This is a genomic window from Paenibacillus sp. GYB006, assembly GCF_036577645.1.
In the GTDB taxonomy this organism is placed as follows: Bacteria; Bacillota; Bacilli; order Paenibacillales; family Paenibacillaceae; genus Paenibacillus.
The window spans coordinates 232,120-248,602 of the sequence record NZ_JARBDA010000002.1 but is presented as its reverse complement, the minus strand read 5'-3'; the positions used below and the strand labels follow the sequence as shown (position 1 = coordinate 248,602).

Genomic DNA, 16,483 nt, shown 5'->3' with positions numbered 1-16,483 from the left:
GTCTACAGTCTGACTGTACTCTTAAAAAGAGTACAGTTCGTCGTTATTTTATAAGTAACCTCACGAGCACTATGCCTATGACCTAGTTACACCAAGTTCAGATAACCGTGTTGATTTCACCAGATAGGAAGAAAGGCTCGGAAATAATTGGCCGATGATGGGGAAAATTTGATTTGCTTTCGAAAAAGCCATCTTTTGAATCCTTCTGGCTCTGCGCAGTAAATCGGAAAACTCCCGATTCGCTTCCAAGGTGTAATTACTCTCCCACTCCAAATAAGTCAGCTTCCCTTTCAGATACTGGTCTGTAGCAATCGAACAGATCATCGAAGAACGAAGCGCAATCGACATTCCATCTCCGCAGAGCGGCGGAATCATGAGCATAGCATCACCTATATGTGGAAAAAAAGACCAGGGTTCCGGTTCTTCGGATAATCTTACAGGGGATATAGATACCTGAGTACCTTGTACTGGCGTTCCCTTCGACAACCGGTCTGATAACCGAGAATTCGAAGAGGCTGCTTCGCTTAGAATCTCCTCGATCGATTTACCACTGCGCTGCACCATATCAAAGGACAATAATGCGGCTATGTTAACTACACCCTCATTCACAGGTGAGATCCCCACATATCCCCCATCGCAAAAATACAGTTCCACCTCATCTGCTGCTTGTATCCCTGTATAGTGTGACTTCACGCCAACGAACACTTCCAGGTCCCTTCGTTCTGCCTCCTGATCCGTTGGAACCCCTCGAGGCTTTCGAATACCGTAAGCTCCAATGACTGCTTTGGCATGATAAGTTTCCCTCAATTGCCCTTGCTTTGTCTCTATGAGATAAGTGTGATCTTCTTGTTGCTGAACATTTGTAACCATCGCTTTAGTCTTGATCTTGACGCCGAGTTCCAGCGTTTTTTTATGAAGCATAAGGTCAAGTTCATACCTGCTGATGCCCCATGCCTCACCTGGCAGACGCGCTTCCATTTCTTTGCCACTCGGCAAAATAATCCTGGCTTGTTTCATCGTTGTCGGTTTAACTCCATGCTCTAGTGGATTCACTCCAAGATAAGCCAGCATCTCCTTGGTCTCTGGAGACATAAATTCGCCGCATGTTTTATGTCTTGGGAATGCTTGCCGATCAATAAGCAGAACCTGATGCCCTTTTTCAGCTAGCTGGATGGCAGCCGCGCTGCCTCCAATACCGGCCCCCATAATAACCACATCGATCATGTTATCCATGTTATCCACGTTGTCCATTTTTCCATCCTCCCTTCTTCTTCTATTTTCACTCTCTAGGTATGACAACCGCATAGCGGAATAAAGGTTTCCATGAATAGGTCATCGTCTTATGATTCAGTTTTGATTTTAGGTCGCTCCAGTCTTTGTGTGTAAATCCTTTGGCGACAGAAAGCGGACCATCGTGCCGAATATACCTGTTCCGTGATATGATTCGTGTCGTTAACCATACCGCCGTGTAAGGTACCGGATGCCTGTGAATATCGTTAATAACCACACCATATTTGGAAGACTTCAACATGTGACTCACGATTTCAACGAGCTCCTGTCCCTCGAAATGATGTACGAACTGAGAACCCGTAACAATATCTGCATATCCTTCCGGCAGAGACTTTACATCAGCCCTAATCACATTTACCCGCTTTTCATCCCGAAAATATAGCCGGGCTTCTTCACAGGCTTCTTCCGTCAGATCGACAAGGGTAATCTTCATCCCAATTCCTCTGCTGTCTGCCCATGTAAGAAGTTTGCGATTCACGTCTCCTGATCCGGCACCAACATCAAGCAGTGTCAGCTCACTGGGTCTACCCATCTCCGTCCATAGCTTCTCCACTCCATAACAAGTAGGACCAGCTGCTCCAAAAATCTTGTTCAATCTTCGCAAATGCTTGAGTGCTTCGCTCAGTTCTTCTCCACCAAGGGAGAAATCATCCATAAGCTCATCTTCTTTTGCTCTTGTTGAAAGATTTCTAAAGATAGACATGGGAAGGCTCCGTTTCAGCTGCTTGATAGGCAGGGACATAAGTAAACTGCATCAGTTCTGCGGTAAGTCCAGGACCAAAGGCCATAGCAATCCCCTTCGTTATGTCCTGATTTTGATCTCTCATATCCTGACGCATGGCAGCAAGTACAAACATAATCGTGACAGATGACAGGTTCCCTGCGTTCTTAAGAATATCCCTGCTGTATTTCGTCTGATCGTCACGAAGTCCAAGCACATTTTGCACCGAATCGACAATACCTTTTCCGCCCGGATGGATTGCCCATAATTCAGGATGCTTGTCCCCTCTTAAGAGTAGTTCTAACTCTGGAGCAAGATATTCACCTAAAAGTTTTGGAATTCGAGGAGAAAGGTAGAGATCAAATCCCGCATTGCCCACTTCCCACGTCATATCTTCCGTTGAATCGGGTAGAAGAACGGAGTACCCTTTTCCAAGTTCGAAATAGGAACTATGATTCTTGTCAGCTTCTCCAATCACGCACCCAGCGGCCCCGTCTCCAAAGAAGGAAGCTGCAAATAATGCCTCTCGATCCATAGCAGGTTGAAAATGTAAACTACTCAGTTCTACACAAACAACGAGAACTTTTGATTCCGGAGAACCTTGAACTACATCTCTTGCCATTTGGATCGCTTTGAGACCCGCCGCGCATCCTTGGAAAATCAACGGAAGCCGGTTCACGCGTGGTGATAAACCAAGCTCTCTCATTAACATCACATCAAGCCCAGGAAGAAACTGACCCGTACAGCTCACTGTAATCAGATGCGTAATTTCACTTTTATCTACACCGCTGTCAAGTAATGCTGCTTCCGCAGCCGTAAGCCCAAGGGGAACAGATTCCCTTTTGTATGTATTCATTCGTTCTTCCGTAGTAGGCACCCGGGATAAATCATTTGATGGCAAATATCTGCACTCGGCTGAAGATTTTTTTGTGAATTCCGGCTCAACTGTATAGCGCATCTCTACTCCACATGATCTAAATATCCTTCGTGCAAACCGGGCCAGGTCGGGCCGGTCCTGGAGGGAAGAGGTGATCAGTTCCGATATATCTGCTTGAGGGATGGGATGTGAAGGCAGTGCGGTACCCATGCCTAATATAGAAATGCCAGTGAATTGTGAATTTTGTGTCATCTTTTACCTCCTCATTGAATTAAACGAATTTCGTTCATTGGGTTCAGGAATAACCGTTCTTTCGTTAACCCTATTGTATTAACTATCTGTATTCATCTCTTTCGATAAGTATGATGTTCTCTGAATTGAATAGGTAATGAAACGTCTCATTCAAGAAAGAAAACGGGTCAAATCTTCTCAAATTAGGTAACACAATATTCACACAAGAAAATTATCAAGCGTTTTTACTACACAAATGGTATTAAAAGTGACATAATACGAAATTTTTATCCCACTTTTATAATTATTTACCCTTAACAAATCATTTGAAATCAATAAAAATAAGAGTGCAACTGGTAATTAAATACCAGTCATCCCATTTTGAAGGAGGCAACTAATTTTGACAGAACAAAGCTTGCTTGAAAGAAAAAATTTCCGTTTTCGTATTTTGCTTGGCTTAGCATTTGCTCTTGTATTAGGTTTAGTAACCGCAGGAATCGCTTCAGCACACGGGTACCTAAACTCCCCGCAAAGCCGTGCTTTCTTGTGTAAACAAGGACAGAATACAGGCTGTGGTAATGTACAATATGAACCTCAATCGCTTGAAGCAAAAGGTAACTTTCCTGCAGCAGGCCCTGCTGATGGTCAAATTTCTGGAGCTGGCATCTTCCCAGAAATGAATGAACAATCTCCAACAAGATGGAAAAAAGTTGATATGAATTCGGGTAGCAATACTTTTAACTGGACGTTAACAGCAGCCCACGCAACAAAAGAATGGAAATATTACATTACTAAACCAGGCTGGGATCAAAGTAAACCGATTACTCGTTCCAACATTGAACTCTTTTGTAAAATTGATGACGGAGGAAAAAGACCTGACTTTACTGTAACGCATACTTGCGACATTCCTTCGGACCGCAGCGGGTATCATATTATTCTCGCAGTATGGGAAATCTCCGATACTGGAAACGCTTTCTACAATACAATTGATGCAAATATTGCAGGCAGTGGCGGCGGAGCAGCGGACACAGCTGCACCAACAGCACCAGCGAGCCTGCGTTCTTCTAACGTAGCACCTACGGCGGTATCCCTGGCTTGGAATGCAGCTACGGATAATGTAGGTGTAACTGGCTACGATGTTTACCGTGGAACTACGCTCATTGGCACCGTTTCAGGATCGACTCTGACTTATACAGCTACTGGTTTAACAGCAAACACAAGTTATACTTTTACAGTGAAAGCAAAGGATGCTGCTGGAAACGTATCTGCTGCTAGTAATGTACTGACCGTACAAACAGCTGCTGTTGCTACACCTGATACTACAGCTCCTTCAGCTCCGAGCGGACTTCATTCTATGACCGTAAATGCCAATTCCGTTTCTCTTATGTGGTCTGCCTCCACTGATAACGTAGCTGTAACCGGTTATGATATCTATAATGGCAATACACGAGTAGGTAGTGTGTCTGGATCAACACTTGAGTACACAGTCACTGGTCTTACAGGCAGCACGAATTATACCTTTACTGTGAAAGCGAAGGACGCTGCAGGGAATGTTTCCGCTGCTAGCAATGCATTAACCGTCACGACTTCTGCTCCGTCAACGTCAGCACCGGAATGGTCTTCTGGAACCACCTACAAAGCGAATGACCTTGTTACTTATAACGGGGTTGTCTATAAATGCATTCAACCTCATACCGCTTTAACCGGATGGGAACCTGTTACAACACCAGCCCTTTGGTCTGTTAATTAATCATTAAACCGTTTCATCATCAAAAAGGAGACCCATAGAGGGTCTCCTTTTTGATGATGTCGGCTTTTCTGCAACAATAAACTATATGGTTAGTTGATTTATTTTAAAGATATATTAATTAGGTAGAACTAGGTTTAGCATTCACAATCGATTCAAGCTGTCTCGAAATGGTGACGCGTTCATATTTTAATTGCCAGATTTGTTCAGTCACTTTTTTCTTCACTTTCAAATCTGTCTCTTCTTTTAATTGTTTAAAAAGTTCAAGTAATTCATCATTAAGTGCATCGAATCGAACCCATAGATCGCTCCGGGCAGGCAACTCTTCTTGCTGAACAGATTTCGCTGCACAACTACGGATTTGCTCCATAATCGACTGTCTCCATGCTTCATCCTTCAGTTGGGTTGCATAATTCAAGAGGTCTAAATAATCATCCATTTGTAAAGACTTTGTTTGATTTTGTATGTTCATAGTCAACCTGCATCTCCTTCGCTCTCTTTTACCGAGTATTATACTAGGTATTATAAGATTTACAACACTTTTTTATGTTTTCTGATGTTTTTCTACGGTTGCCCTACAACTTTTAAGAGAATTCGATAAGATAAGGGAGATAAAAAAAGCCCGCTTTGCAAACGCAAGGGGCTAGTGTAAGGATCATTACTGATCAAGCGTATATAAAGGAAGATCCGTAGGAAGCGGTTTTGGAGTTTCGCATGTACTTTGCATCGTATAATGTTTGCCTTCGCTTGATGCATCATGAAATGCCCACATCGCTTCAAGTACATGGTACGCAAGTTCACCGCTTGCTCTATGGCTGCGCCCACTACGAATGGCGTAAGCCATGTCTGCAGGTCCAATTCCCCGTGTATTTCTATCATATCCTGGGATAAGCGGAACCTCGGTCCACTCTGAATCTCCCACCCCTCTCCATTTTACTGGACCACCAAAGGTGTTCGGATCTGGAACGAGAAGTGTTCCTTTCGTACCGTGGATCTCCATGTTTGGAAGAGTACTTCCGCCAAAGATATCAAAGCTTGTAATTATACTTGCTACTGCTCCACCTTGAAATCTGATAAGACCCGTGACATGTGTGGGAATATCGACCTTAACCTTCTGCCCACGTTTCTTTTCACTAGTAATCTCCCGTTCTTCAAGCGCGGCACTTGTCATACCGGTAATGCTTGCAATCGGGCCAAGCAGCTGTATCAGCGCTGTTAAATAATAAGGTCCCATATCAAACATCGGGCCTCCGCCTGCAGCATAATAGAATTCGGGATCGGGATGCCAATGTTCATGTCCACGGCTCATCATAAAAGCAGCTGCACTAACTGGAGTCCCAATACGTCCCTCTTCAATCATTTTCAGAGCGGTCTGAATTCCTGTTCCAAAGAAAGTCTCTGGTGCGCAGCCCACTAGTAAACCAAGCTCAGCCGCGCGGTCTAGTACTTGTTTTCCTTCTTCCCGAGTCACGGCCAGCGGTTTTTCCACGTAGACATGTTTCCCTGCCTCAAGCGCCTCTAAACATACACTCGCATGGACCGCTGGAATCGTCAGGTTGATAACAAGCTCAATCTCAGGATCGGCTAACAATTCGGGAACCGTAAGCGCTCTAGGAATCTGATACGTTGCTGCTTGTTCCTTGGCTCGATCCAAATCCAGATCGGCGCAGGCAACAAGTTCGAGGATTTCAAACTTACTGCAATTCTCCATATAAATTCCGCTGATTTTACCGCAGCCAATAATACCTACCTTCACTTTTTCCAAGCGTAAAATCTCCCTTCACCAAGTTCATATTCTTTTACAGCTGGTTATCGGCCATGCCTGTATAAGCACTCGCGGCAGTATTTCTTGAATCGACTAAATTCTTTCCTTCTGCAGCCCATAAGAGACCGCGAGTCATGATTTCTCTGACAGAAGGCTGCTCCATAATATCCGCATGATGGCCCAGCGAATTATAGAACACCCGGCCTTGCCCCCATTTTTTCGTCCATACTACGGGCATATCGACAGCACCATTTGCACTGTGAGGCCCCTCTACTTGCGGGAATCTGGTCGTAGCAAGAACCTCTACTGCTGGATCAACATGAAGATAATACTGCTCACTTTTCACCTGAAAATTGTCTATCCCTGCAAGCAGCGGACTTGAACTATTCTTGATCTCCACCGTATACTCGACTCCGTCATTGCCTGGATGAGCTACCCATTGCCCGCCCGTCATAAACTGCCAATCCACATTCGTTCGGAAGGAATCACACATTCCTCCATGGCACCCAGCAAGGCCTACTCCGCCAATGACTGCAGCTGACACATTCTCCACATATTTCTGTTCGATCGTGCCCATTGTCCACATCGGTACAATCAGATCCAGTTCGCGAAGTTTTTCTGCATCAGCATAAGCATCCAGTGTATTTGCCCGTTCTACTTCAAAACCAGCCTCGGTAAGCCACTCATCAAATAATGCCGATACCAACTCAGGTTCATGACCATTCCATCCACCCCATACAATCAGTGCTTTTTTCATTGGTTTATGTCCTCCATTTCAGTAAGTTCAACCCAGCGACGTTCCTGTACTGACTTCTCCACTGCTTCTAATACGGCCTGACAAGCTACTCCATCTGAAAAATTAGGAACCGGCTGGCGATCTTCTTCGATTGCGTTCATAAACTCTACCATCTCGTGAGTAAACGTCTGATCGAATCCAATTGGATGTCCTGCAGGCCACCACGCCTCTGCGTATTTGTGAGCCCCATCGGTTGCGAGTACCCGGCGGAAACCTTGTACATCTTCCTCATCACTTGTAAAATAAACTTCCAGCTCATTCATCCGTTCAAAATCAAATCTGACACTGCCTTTACTGCCATTCACCTCAAAAGAGTTCGTGCTGCGATGACCAGCGGCAAACCTCGTTGCCTCAAAGCTTCCAATGGTACCGTTTTCAAATCTAGCTAGAAACAGCGTCGCATCATCTACAGTGACAGGCCCTTTTTCCGTATCCGCATTTCCTTTTGTAGCCGTAAGCCCAGTCATTGCTGATGCAATGGGACGCTCTTTGATAAAGGTCTCGCTCATACCGACGACTTCCTTAAATTCTCCTACCAGAAAACGAGCCATATCAATAAGATGAGCGCCAAGATCACCATGCGAACCGGAACCAGCGATCTCTTTTTGCAAACGCCATACGAGCGGGAATTCAGGGTCCAAGATCCAGTCCTGTAAAAATGTCGCGCGAAAATGATAGATTTTACCGAGTCTTCCGCTTTCAATCAGATCCTTAGCAAGCTGTACCGCAGGTGAGAAACGATAATTAAAACCGATCATATGCTTAATCCCTGCTGCTTCCGCCGCAGCTTGCATCTCACGAGAATCGGCAAGTGAAAGCGCTAACGGTTTTTCGCAAAAAATATGTTTGCCCGCTTTTGCAGCAGCAAGTGCAATCTCTTTATGTGCGTTGCTTGGTGCATTGATATCAATTAGATCTATATCTTCGCGCTGTACAAGTTCTTTCCAATCGGTCACACTTTCCTGCCAGCCAAACTGCTCTTGCGCTTCTCTTACGGCTGCTTCATCCCGTCCGCAGATGACGGCCATCTCTGGTTTTTTTACTTTTGGGAAGAACATAGGGACACTTCGGTAGGCATTACTGTGCGCCTTTCCCATAAATTTATATCCTACCATTCCAACACGAATTGAACTCATCCTTACATCCTCCTCGTTAGTTATTTACATGGGTATTCCTTCTAGAAGAAGCCCGAACAATAAGCTCAGCTTGCAGCAATTCTCTTACAGGTTCGTCAAACCATGTACGGAAGAGCTCTGCATCATTACCTATTTGGAGTAATTTATTAGCTGCGATCATTCCCATTTCATAAAAAGGAACGCTTACACTGCTAAGCGGAGGCACAGTAATTTCAGCTGCATCCGAATCATCATATGCGACTATTTTCGGGTATTTCTCTTCAGGAATTTGCCATTCTCTGAACTTTTGCAGCACACCGATTGCCATACGATCGTTTGAGACAAACAAGCCATCCATCTCTGGAAGCAGCTCCCTCATTTTCTCTGCTGCCTCATATCCGCTTCGGCGGCTAAAATTACCTTCGAACAAATAACTTGAATCGAGATGAAGATCTCCTTCGGCCAGAGCCTTTTGATAACCTGACAGACGATCTGCACTGTTGGAATACGTTAAAGGTCCATTTAAAAATCCAATATGTTTGCATCCTTGCTGAATCAAATGTGAGACAGCCTGCCTGCTGCCTTCCTCATGATCCACATCAACTTCAGGAAATGATTCTCCTTTAAAATGCTGGTTCACCACAAGAAAAGGATGTTTTGCATCTTTCAATTTGCGTATGGCTTCCCGCTCACCCGGCTCATCCCTAGAGCCCAGAATAATAATAGCATCTACCTTCTGAGCCAGAAAAAAAGATTCATATTCCTGCGGTTCCTGCTCACTTCGAAATAACAGAAGCAGATCATAACCTTGCTCACGAACGGCACTGCCGATACCGCTTAGCATTTCTGAGAAATAATAGCTTGAGAATAATCGTGCTTTGGGGATATACGGCAGAACGACACCAAGATTACCACTCCGATTTCTCGCAAAACTGCGTGCAAGCGCACTCGGCACATATCCCAGTTTCTCTGCTGCACGAAGTACCTTGGAGCGCGTTTCTTCTTTCATGGGGCCAACCCCATTTAAGACTCTGGATACGGTAGCTTCCGATACCCCGGCAAATTCGGCAACTTCCTTTCGTGTAGCGATAAGATATCCACTCATTTCCATTTAATGTACGCGCGTACATTTTCTCATGTCTTTCCATTACTGTCAATAATAAAAGTAAAATAAGACGCTTGAAAAGCGTGTCTTACAACACCACAATTTCAAACATCTTAATGACTAATCCTAATGATTCAACCCTACATTTCATTTATCTATTTATGTATATGGTGATTGTCCTGATCTATGAAAAAGACTTCTTATACCTCACCCGTTCCTCGGAGCCCATAACATGACTGCTACCCCTGCCAGACATAACAATGCACCGATCCAGTCGTATACATCGGGTGTCTTTTTATCAACCCCCCAGCCCCAAAGTACAGCCATAATGACAAATACTCCTCCATAGGCTGCGTATACTCTCCCAAATGAAGGGAACTGCTGCAGTGTTGGAATAATCCCATATAAGACAAGAACCAGACTACCCACAATACCATACCAATACGGTCTTCCCTCGCGAAGCCATAACCAGACTAAATATCCACCTCCGATTTCCGCAAGTCCCGCGATCATGAATATAAATATAGATATCATTTCTTACTTTCTCCTTTTGCCAGCCTGGTATTGTCTCAATGTTAGTGATTATAGCAGAATAAGCGATGGTAACGGACGGAAGAGATATCCTGTTTCATAAATTAAAGTTCTCATTATAAGAAAAACCCTGCTCCACTTGAATGAGCAAGGTTCCTATTTAAATGATGTGCGCTGTCGTCTCGTCTATCTCTCTAATGTTCAGGTAAATAATCCGTGGTGAACACAGTTTTTACATCCATCTCTTTATCGAGAAGACCGATTTCTATAAGCTGCTTCATGAGTTCCGTCCAGCGCTCCTCCGTCATGTAGCCAACTCCATATTCTTCAGCATCATAACCATACACATATTCACGCTGAGCTTCTTCACCAAATGCGATTTCATCTTCAGATAAGTTTGTGTTCACTTCATTTATTTTTTTGTTGATTTTTTCGTAGTTCTCTTTGTAATCATTCCAGCCTTCCACCGTCCCGCCGATAAAAGCTTTCACGGTTTCTGGATTTTCTTTCAGGTATTTCTCCGTCGTATAAATAACGGCCGCATACGGTTTATAGTCAGAATCAGCAATTAATTTTGTCTTCACTTTCACGCCTTGTTTCTCAACTACATAAGGCTCTCCATTAACGAAAGATTGACTGGCAGACTGTGGATCTTCAATAAAATTACCATGTTGTCCGGTATACGCTACTTCTTTGACGGTATCCAGTTTATATTTATGTTTGAGAAATTCCCAATAAGGCTGACCTTGTTGGATAAATACCGTCCGTCCATTCAAGTCTCCAAAATCAGTAATACCTGATTCTTCATGGTACATCAGTGCTTGCGGGCTGATTTGGAACGTAGTAGCCAGGGCTACAATGGGAATTCCTTCTTTACGTGCGAGCAAAATTTGGTCCGCATGCGCTACCCCAAACTCCGCTTTTCCGGAAGCTACAATCTGAATAGAAGATACCTGCGGACCACCAGGTTCAATCGTCACATCAAGATTTTTGGCATCATAGATACCCTCTTCTTCCGCTGCGTAAAAACCACCGTGCTCCGATTTAGCAAACCAGTTGAGTACTACTTTCACATTTGTTTTCGTTGTTTGCTCTGGGGTACCTGCGGCCTGATCAGGGTTGTCTGAGCTGGTTCCTCCTCCGCAGGCAGTTAAAGCCATACTCAAAACAATCAATAATGCTCCAATCTTAACCGACTTTTTGTGGCGTTCCCCTGATTTCTTCATCCCCATCACTCTCCGCTTCCCCTATTTTTCTTCCTTCTTCTCTATTTAAAATAGTCTAATTCTTCTTAAGAAGAGATGGGCTTTCATTCAGGCTTTCGCCTTACTGCTGTTCCAAAAGCCTTCATGTACGGCAGCAATCTCATCTGCAAGTTCAGGAAAAGGTCCAATGACCTCAATTCTCTTCTGACCTCTTGCGAAGATTTCTCGGCAGGGCAGATCAAAGGTTGGATTCTGCGGATCATCCCCAGTAAGTGCAAGGAGCTCCTTCTCGGATATCCCATATACCACTCTGCCGAGATTGCCCCAGTACATGGCTCCCGCACACATCGCGCAAGGTTCTGCCGTCGTATATAAGGTACAATTCCATAAAAAGTCTGGAGTATATGTATGCGATGCCCTTTCCATTAAAGCCGTCTCTGCATGACCTGTGCAGCGATGTTCTGTGATCTCCACATTGCCTTGCTCCATTAAGATGCGGCCGTCTTTGTCAACTAGCAAAGCGCCAAACGGCGTGTTCCCGCTTTCGCGAGCCATCCGTGAAATTTCAATCGCTCTTTGTAAAAAAGTAAGGTGTTCTTTCTGATTGTCTTGACTCCCCATGTTCATCGCTCCTTGTCTCTCTGCTATAGTTCGATTTTAGCTATATCCATTTTCTGCGTCAATTAATCTAACACACATTCGGTATGATGAATAAGAACCACTACACTTTTTGTGAAAATAGACATAAGAGTTATCCTTTTTCTATGAGTATAAGATAATACCCCATGTTACTTAACATATAATGTCAACAAAAGAGAACATTACACATTGTTTTATAAATAACTTATTAAAAATTGATTTTGACATTCTAAATGCGTTATATTGGATTATATTTACATATATAGATGGTGAGGTGGTTTCGTAGTGAAATTCATCATTTCATTTAGTTTGGTAGTCATGAGCATGGTCGCCGAGCTGCGGACAGGATGTTTCCGTAAAAAAACGGACTTTTACGATCAGCACGCTACTACCCGCACGAAAATAGGTTACGTGTTGTTTCTCATCTCTGCACTGAGTGCAGTTACACTCATTACCTTCTGGATCACTACACAAATCGATAAATAAGATATCACGATCATCATTTACATTTGGATCTCACATAAACGATAAAGCCCCGTCTCCTTATGGATTCGGGGCTCCTTTATTCTTTTGGGATCATTTTTATCTATTCTCTTTTCTGTTCTCGTTTATTCATGTTCAGCTCTAGATGTAGCTGCCGCTTGCTGTACCGCACGGATGATCCCGCTATACCCAGTACAGCGACAAAGATTGCCGCAAAGTGCCTTTTCAATCTGCTCCGTAGATGGATTAGGATGCTGTTCGAGTAACTTGGTCGTACATAGAATCATTCCGGGTGTACAATAACCGCACTGAAATCCGCCTTCATCAATAAAAGCTTGCTGAACCGGATGCAGATCCGTCTCGTTAGAAGGAGCAAGCCCTTCAATGGTCTGAATCTCCTGCCCGGCACATTGATAAGCCATGAGCAGACAGGAATTCACCGGTTCCCCACCAAGTAATATCATACAAGCCCCACATCTGCCGATTTCACAGGAGATTTTGGTGCCCGTCAGCAGTAGACGGTCTCTGAGAATCGTCACCATCCGCTCCGTCGCAGGCACCTCCATCTCCAACTGCTTCCCGTTAATTGTGCCATTCCAGTTCATGTATGTTGTGCCCTCTCTCATGGATTAACCCCTTCTTTCCATTCAGAATGCAGCGGAATAGTAAGCTGTTCTCTATTAATCGGCAATTTATTCAGCCAAATCCCCGTTGCTTGGTGAATCGCCGATACAATGGCCGGAGCGAGCGCCACGGAACCGATCTCACCGATGCCTCTAGGTCCAAAAGGATCATTTTCAGGCAAATCTTCAATTGCTTCCACCGTGATTTTTTGCTGCATATCCTGAAAGGTAGGAATCAAATACGTATCCAGATTGGTCGTTACATACATGCTATGATCCATTATCGCATCCTCCATTAAGGTAAAGCCGAGTGCCATCCCGCTTCCTCCCTCAATCTGGCCTATATAACCCATTGGATTCATGACAGGACCCGCAGCAACGATATGTTTAATCTCTTCTACTTTTACCTCACCTGTCAGCGTGTTGACTTCCACTTCCGCAATTACCGCAGCATAGGTATAGAGAAAATGTCCGCCCATCACTTCATCGGGTGTTGTTGGATACTGAAATTTCGTATCAAAGGTGAGGTCCTCTTCAGAAGCAAGGTTCGCAATTTCCAAATAAGATAACACTTTCTTCTCTTGTTCATTTAAATCCGAATTATGGCTTCTGTGCCAAATCCCTCCCGCTCCTGTAACTAACTCAGATGCAGGCAGCCCGGCTATCTTCGCACAAAGTTCTATTAAAGTGTCGGAAAAAGGGGTCTTCAAGCGCTGTAAAGCCATCCAAGCCATCGTTGTGGACCGTGAAGCGGTGCTTGAACCACTGTGCGGAACCCGGTCTGTATCTCCAATTACAATCTCTAGATCTGCCGGGGTGCAACGGAAAATATCGCATAACATGATCTCTAGCGTAGCTACAAGTCCTTGCCCGAACTCTTCATAACTAAAAGCAACTTCGATTTTACCTGAAGCATTCAGCTTTAGTCTTCCCCCGGCCGGGTCTGGAATCCCGTAACCAAGGCCGGCACCATGCATCGCAAGAGAAGCGCCTATTCCTTTTTTTATCCAAGGCGCTGCTGAAGAGTGTGACAGTGATTCTGACGAAAAATCGATGAAAGGGACAACCTCTGTTCCTTCTGTATCCATTTGTCCATTCCTTTTCTTCCACAGTTCGGAATGATCTACAGCTTCCCATACTTCGTATAGTCCATTTGTGGCAAGAATCTGCTGCCCAAGCGGTCCTGGATCTGTGCTGCTTCGCAAATTACGCCGCCGAATCTCCCAGGGATTTATTCCAAGTAACGCCGCCGCCCGGTCCATTTGTCCCTCCATCGCAAAGATCGCCTGATTGCCTCCAAATCCACGAAATTCTCCAGAAACCCCATTATTCGTATAGACAGACAACCCTTCTACATCCACACTCGGAATTTGGTACGGTCCCATCGAATGCTCTGTTGCAAAGTTAAGTACAGGCGCTCCAAGTGTCGCATAAGCTCCTGTATCCGATAAAATGCGGACAAGATGGGAAGTCATCATCCCTTCTCTAGTAAAACCCGTCTCCATCTCTATTTTCATCGGATGGCGCTTGAGTCCAGCACGTACCGATTCCTTACGGGAATTATGAAATTTAACCGGGCGTCCTGTCTTTAACGCCAAAAGTGAACCATATGGCTGAACATTCAGTTCATCCTTCCCGCCGAAAGAACCGCCGATCGGGCTTGATACCACACGAATAGACTCTTCGGGCATATTCAGAATGCGTGATAACTGCATCCGGTCTTTATACCCGTGCTGTGTCGGCGCATAAACGGTTAATCTACCATTGTCTTCCGGGACAAATAAACCACCTTCTGTCTCCATATAGGTGTGCATTTGCCGGGGCGTATAATACACTTCTTTGATAACGAAGTCGCTTTTTTGAAGATGAGTCTTTGCATCGCCCCGCTTTACCTCTGTTCGGTGCAGTATATTTCCGGCGGGATGCAAAGAAGGCGCCCCTTCTATAAGAGCAGCCTCAGGAGAACTTATAGGAGACAACACTTCATAGTCGATACGAATCAGATGAAGTGCCTGTTCTGCAATCTCAGGCGTATCCGCAGCAACCGCGGCAATCGCATCCCCCGTATACCTTACGAAATCATCACAAAATACAGGTTGATCCGGAGTAGCAATGCCAAATCCATTTAGCCCAGGCACATCCTTATGAGTCAACACCTGATGGACCCCTGGTAAAACCTCTGCAGCGGAGGTATCCACGCTTCTAATTCGGGCATACGGATGATCGCTTCGTTTTACCCGGCCATAAAGCATACCTGGCAGTGACTTATCTGTCAGATACTGCAGGGTACCCGTTACTTTTTCTCTTCCATCTGGACGTCTGTGCCACTTACCCCCACTGGTCTCTTTGTTTAGCAGCATATTCCCCATTCCCTTCTCCTATGGACGCGGTTATACGGAGTTCCTTACGGTTCTCATACTCTTCCATAATTCAGAGGCAAATAAACCGGCAACCGCTTGTTTACGATAAGAATCGGTAGCAAACACATCGCTAATCGTGACAAATTCATCTTGTACTTGCTTCATTAGTTCAGACAAAGGCAGCCCGCTCACAGGAAACTCTCGAATCCATTTTTCAGTTTCAATGAGCCTCATCGCTGTTCCTGAACCTCCTCCTGCCGCCATAGCTAGTGAAGACCATTCTCCTTGAGAGTTCAAAGTTCCATGAAAGGCGATCGTGACAAGCGCAGGTGTAAAAGCTTCTCTTCTTCCGATTTTTTTGAAAAACGAGACGGTGTGGCTCTCCTCCTCGGATTTGGGCTCAGGTAGTGGAATCCAGATTTCAGTGAGAAAATGGTCCGCACTTCGCTGTCCCCTGCGCCATTCTTCCAACCATTCCGTTAGTTTTTTCTCCATAAGTCCCTTGTCTGTCATCCATCGTAAACTTGCTTCATATACGAGCAGCACAGGAATGGAATCTCCCACTCCAGATACGATATTACCGCCAAGCGTAGCCAGATTTCGGATCGATGGTGCGGATATCACGTCAATAGCCTGACTTAGTAAAGGAAAATGAGATTGAATCCTCTCAAAGGTAGCACAGGCATTCAGCCTCATTAATGCACCGATACGTAATCCGTCCTCTTCTGCAGTACACGCATTCAGCTCTCGTATATTCGCAAGACTAATCAGGTGCTTTGGTACAGGTGCCGTTCCCATTTCCCACTGGGTTCGTAATAAGGTGGTCCCTGCCGCCCACTGGTAATGAGGCGATACATTATTCGCGATCTTTCTTGCTTCTTCCATACTTTCCGGTTGCCATAACTCGGGATACACGACTCGTTCAGATCCAATTCCCATATTCACACCCCTTACTTCACACAAAAGCTGTAACACGATTCGTTCATTTTTCAACT

The 16,483-nt window shown here is 44.8% G+C and carries 16 protein-coding genes; 2 read left to right on the top strand and 14 right to left on the bottom strand.

Going from position 1 to position 16,483, the window contains the following annotated elements; genetic code table 11:
- Positions 1 to 75: 75 nt before the first annotated feature.
- The 3 genes from PV403_RS06615 to PV403_RS06605 are packed head-to-tail and all read right to left on the bottom strand — an operon-like array spanning position 76 to position 3,140.
- Positions 76 to 1,251 (bottom strand): NAD(P)/FAD-dependent oxidoreductase, encoded by a 1,176-nt coding sequence (locus PV403_RS06615; protein WP_249716944.1) that lies wholly within the window; start codon positions 1,249 to 1,251, stop codon positions 76 to 78.
- A 28-nt stretch (positions 1,252 to 1,279) separates the two neighbouring features.
- A complete protein-coding gene (locus tag PV403_RS06610) occupies positions 1,280 to 1,993 on the bottom strand; it encodes a methyltransferase domain-containing protein (protein ID WP_213531311.1) in 714 nt (237 codons plus the stop codon).
- Entirely contained in the window at positions 1,980 to 3,140 is a 1,161-nt protein-coding gene (locus tag PV403_RS06605) for a type III polyketide synthase (RefSeq protein WP_332083942.1), read from the bottom strand. Before PV403_RS06605 ends, PV403_RS06610 begins: the two co-directional genes overlap by 14 nt.
- Before the next feature lie 379 nt (positions 3,141 to 3,519).
- Between PV403_RS06605 and PV403_RS06600 the strand changes: the two genes are divergently transcribed.
- Complete coding sequence (locus PV403_RS06600; protein ID WP_332083941.1) at positions 3,520 to 4,869, top strand: lytic polysaccharide monooxygenase; 1,350 nt, start codon at positions 3,520 to 3,522, stop codon at positions 4,867 to 4,869.
- A gap of 118 nt (positions 4,870 to 4,987) precedes the next feature.
- Here the strand turns inward: PV403_RS06600 and PV403_RS06595 are convergent, their stop codons facing one another.
- From PV403_RS06595 to PV403_RS06560, 8 genes are all read right to left on the bottom strand, one after another.
- Positions 4,988 to 5,338 (bottom strand): hypothetical protein, encoded by a 351-nt coding sequence (locus PV403_RS06595; protein ID WP_213531307.1) that lies wholly within the window; start codon positions 5,336 to 5,338, stop codon positions 4,988 to 4,990.
- Positions 5,339 to 5,524: 186 nt separating this feature from the next.
- Positions 5,525 to 6,631, bottom strand: coding sequence for a Gfo/Idh/MocA family protein (locus PV403_RS06590; protein ID WP_332083940.1), 1,107 nt, complete (start codon positions 6,629 to 6,631; stop codon positions 5,525 to 5,527).
- 34 nt (positions 6,632 to 6,665) lie between these two features.
- The gene (locus tag PV403_RS06585) at positions 6,666 to 7,388 is read right to left on the bottom strand and encodes a ThuA domain-containing protein (RefSeq protein ID WP_332083939.1); all 723 of its coding nucleotides are present in this window, start codon (positions 7,386 to 7,388) and stop codon (positions 6,666 to 6,668) included.
- Positions 7,385 to 8,563: a Gfo/Idh/MocA family protein gene (locus PV403_RS06580; protein WP_332083938.1), complete on the bottom strand. Its 1,179-nt coding sequence runs from the start codon at positions 8,561 to 8,563 to the stop codon at positions 7,385 to 7,387. The genes PV403_RS06585 and PV403_RS06580 overlap by 4 nt, the downstream gene beginning before the upstream one ends.
- Before the next feature lie 16 nt (positions 8,564 to 8,579).
- Positions 8,580 to 9,647: a LacI family DNA-binding transcriptional regulator gene (locus PV403_RS06575; protein WP_442951749.1), complete on the bottom strand. Its 1,068-nt coding sequence runs from the start codon at positions 9,645 to 9,647 to the stop codon at positions 8,580 to 8,582.
- A 207-nt stretch (positions 9,648 to 9,854) separates the two neighbouring features.
- Complete coding sequence (locus PV403_RS06570; RefSeq protein WP_332083936.1) at positions 9,855 to 10,181, bottom strand: YnfA family protein; 327 nt, start codon at positions 10,179 to 10,181, stop codon at positions 9,855 to 9,857.
- Between the two features lie 191 nt (positions 10,182 to 10,372).
- Positions 10,373 to 11,404: an ABC transporter substrate-binding protein gene (locus PV403_RS06565; RefSeq protein WP_332083935.1), complete on the bottom strand. Its 1,032-nt coding sequence runs from the start codon at positions 11,402 to 11,404 to the stop codon at positions 10,373 to 10,375.
- Between the two features lie 87 nt (positions 11,405 to 11,491).
- Positions 11,492 to 12,004 (bottom strand): nucleoside deaminase, encoded by a 513-nt coding sequence (locus PV403_RS06560; protein ID WP_332083934.1) that lies wholly within the window; start codon positions 12,002 to 12,004, stop codon positions 11,492 to 11,494.
- A 303-nt stretch (positions 12,005 to 12,307) separates the two neighbouring features.
- Between PV403_RS06560 and PV403_RS06555 the strand changes: the two genes are divergently transcribed.
- Positions 12,308 to 12,508: a hypothetical protein gene (locus PV403_RS06555; RefSeq protein ID WP_332083933.1), complete on the top strand. Its 201-nt coding sequence runs from the start codon at positions 12,308 to 12,310 to the stop codon at positions 12,506 to 12,508.
- Positions 12,509 to 12,630: 122 nt separating this feature from the next.
- On the opposite strand, the gene PV403_RS06550 is transcribed toward PV403_RS06555, so the two are convergent.
- Genes PV403_RS06550 through PV403_RS06540 form a run of 3 tightly spaced genes read right to left on the bottom strand, consistent with a single transcriptional unit; the run spans position 12,631 to position 16,427 of the window.
- Complete coding sequence (locus tag PV403_RS06550; RefSeq protein ID WP_332083932.1) at positions 12,631 to 13,131, bottom strand: (2Fe-2S)-binding protein; 501 nt, start codon at positions 13,129 to 13,131, stop codon at positions 12,631 to 12,633.
- Positions 13,128 to 15,488, bottom strand: a complete 2,361-nt coding sequence (gene pucD / locus PV403_RS06545; protein WP_332084283.1) for a xanthine dehydrogenase subunit D — start codon at positions 15,486 to 15,488, stop codon at positions 13,128 to 13,130. The genes PV403_RS06550 and pucD overlap by 4 nt, the downstream gene beginning before the upstream one ends.
- 30 nt (positions 15,489 to 15,518) lie before the next feature.
- Positions 15,519 to 16,427, bottom strand: coding sequence for an FAD binding domain-containing protein (locus PV403_RS06540; RefSeq protein WP_332083931.1), 909 nt, complete (start codon positions 16,425 to 16,427; stop codon positions 15,519 to 15,521).
- Positions 16,428 to 16,483 lie beyond the last annotated feature (56 nt).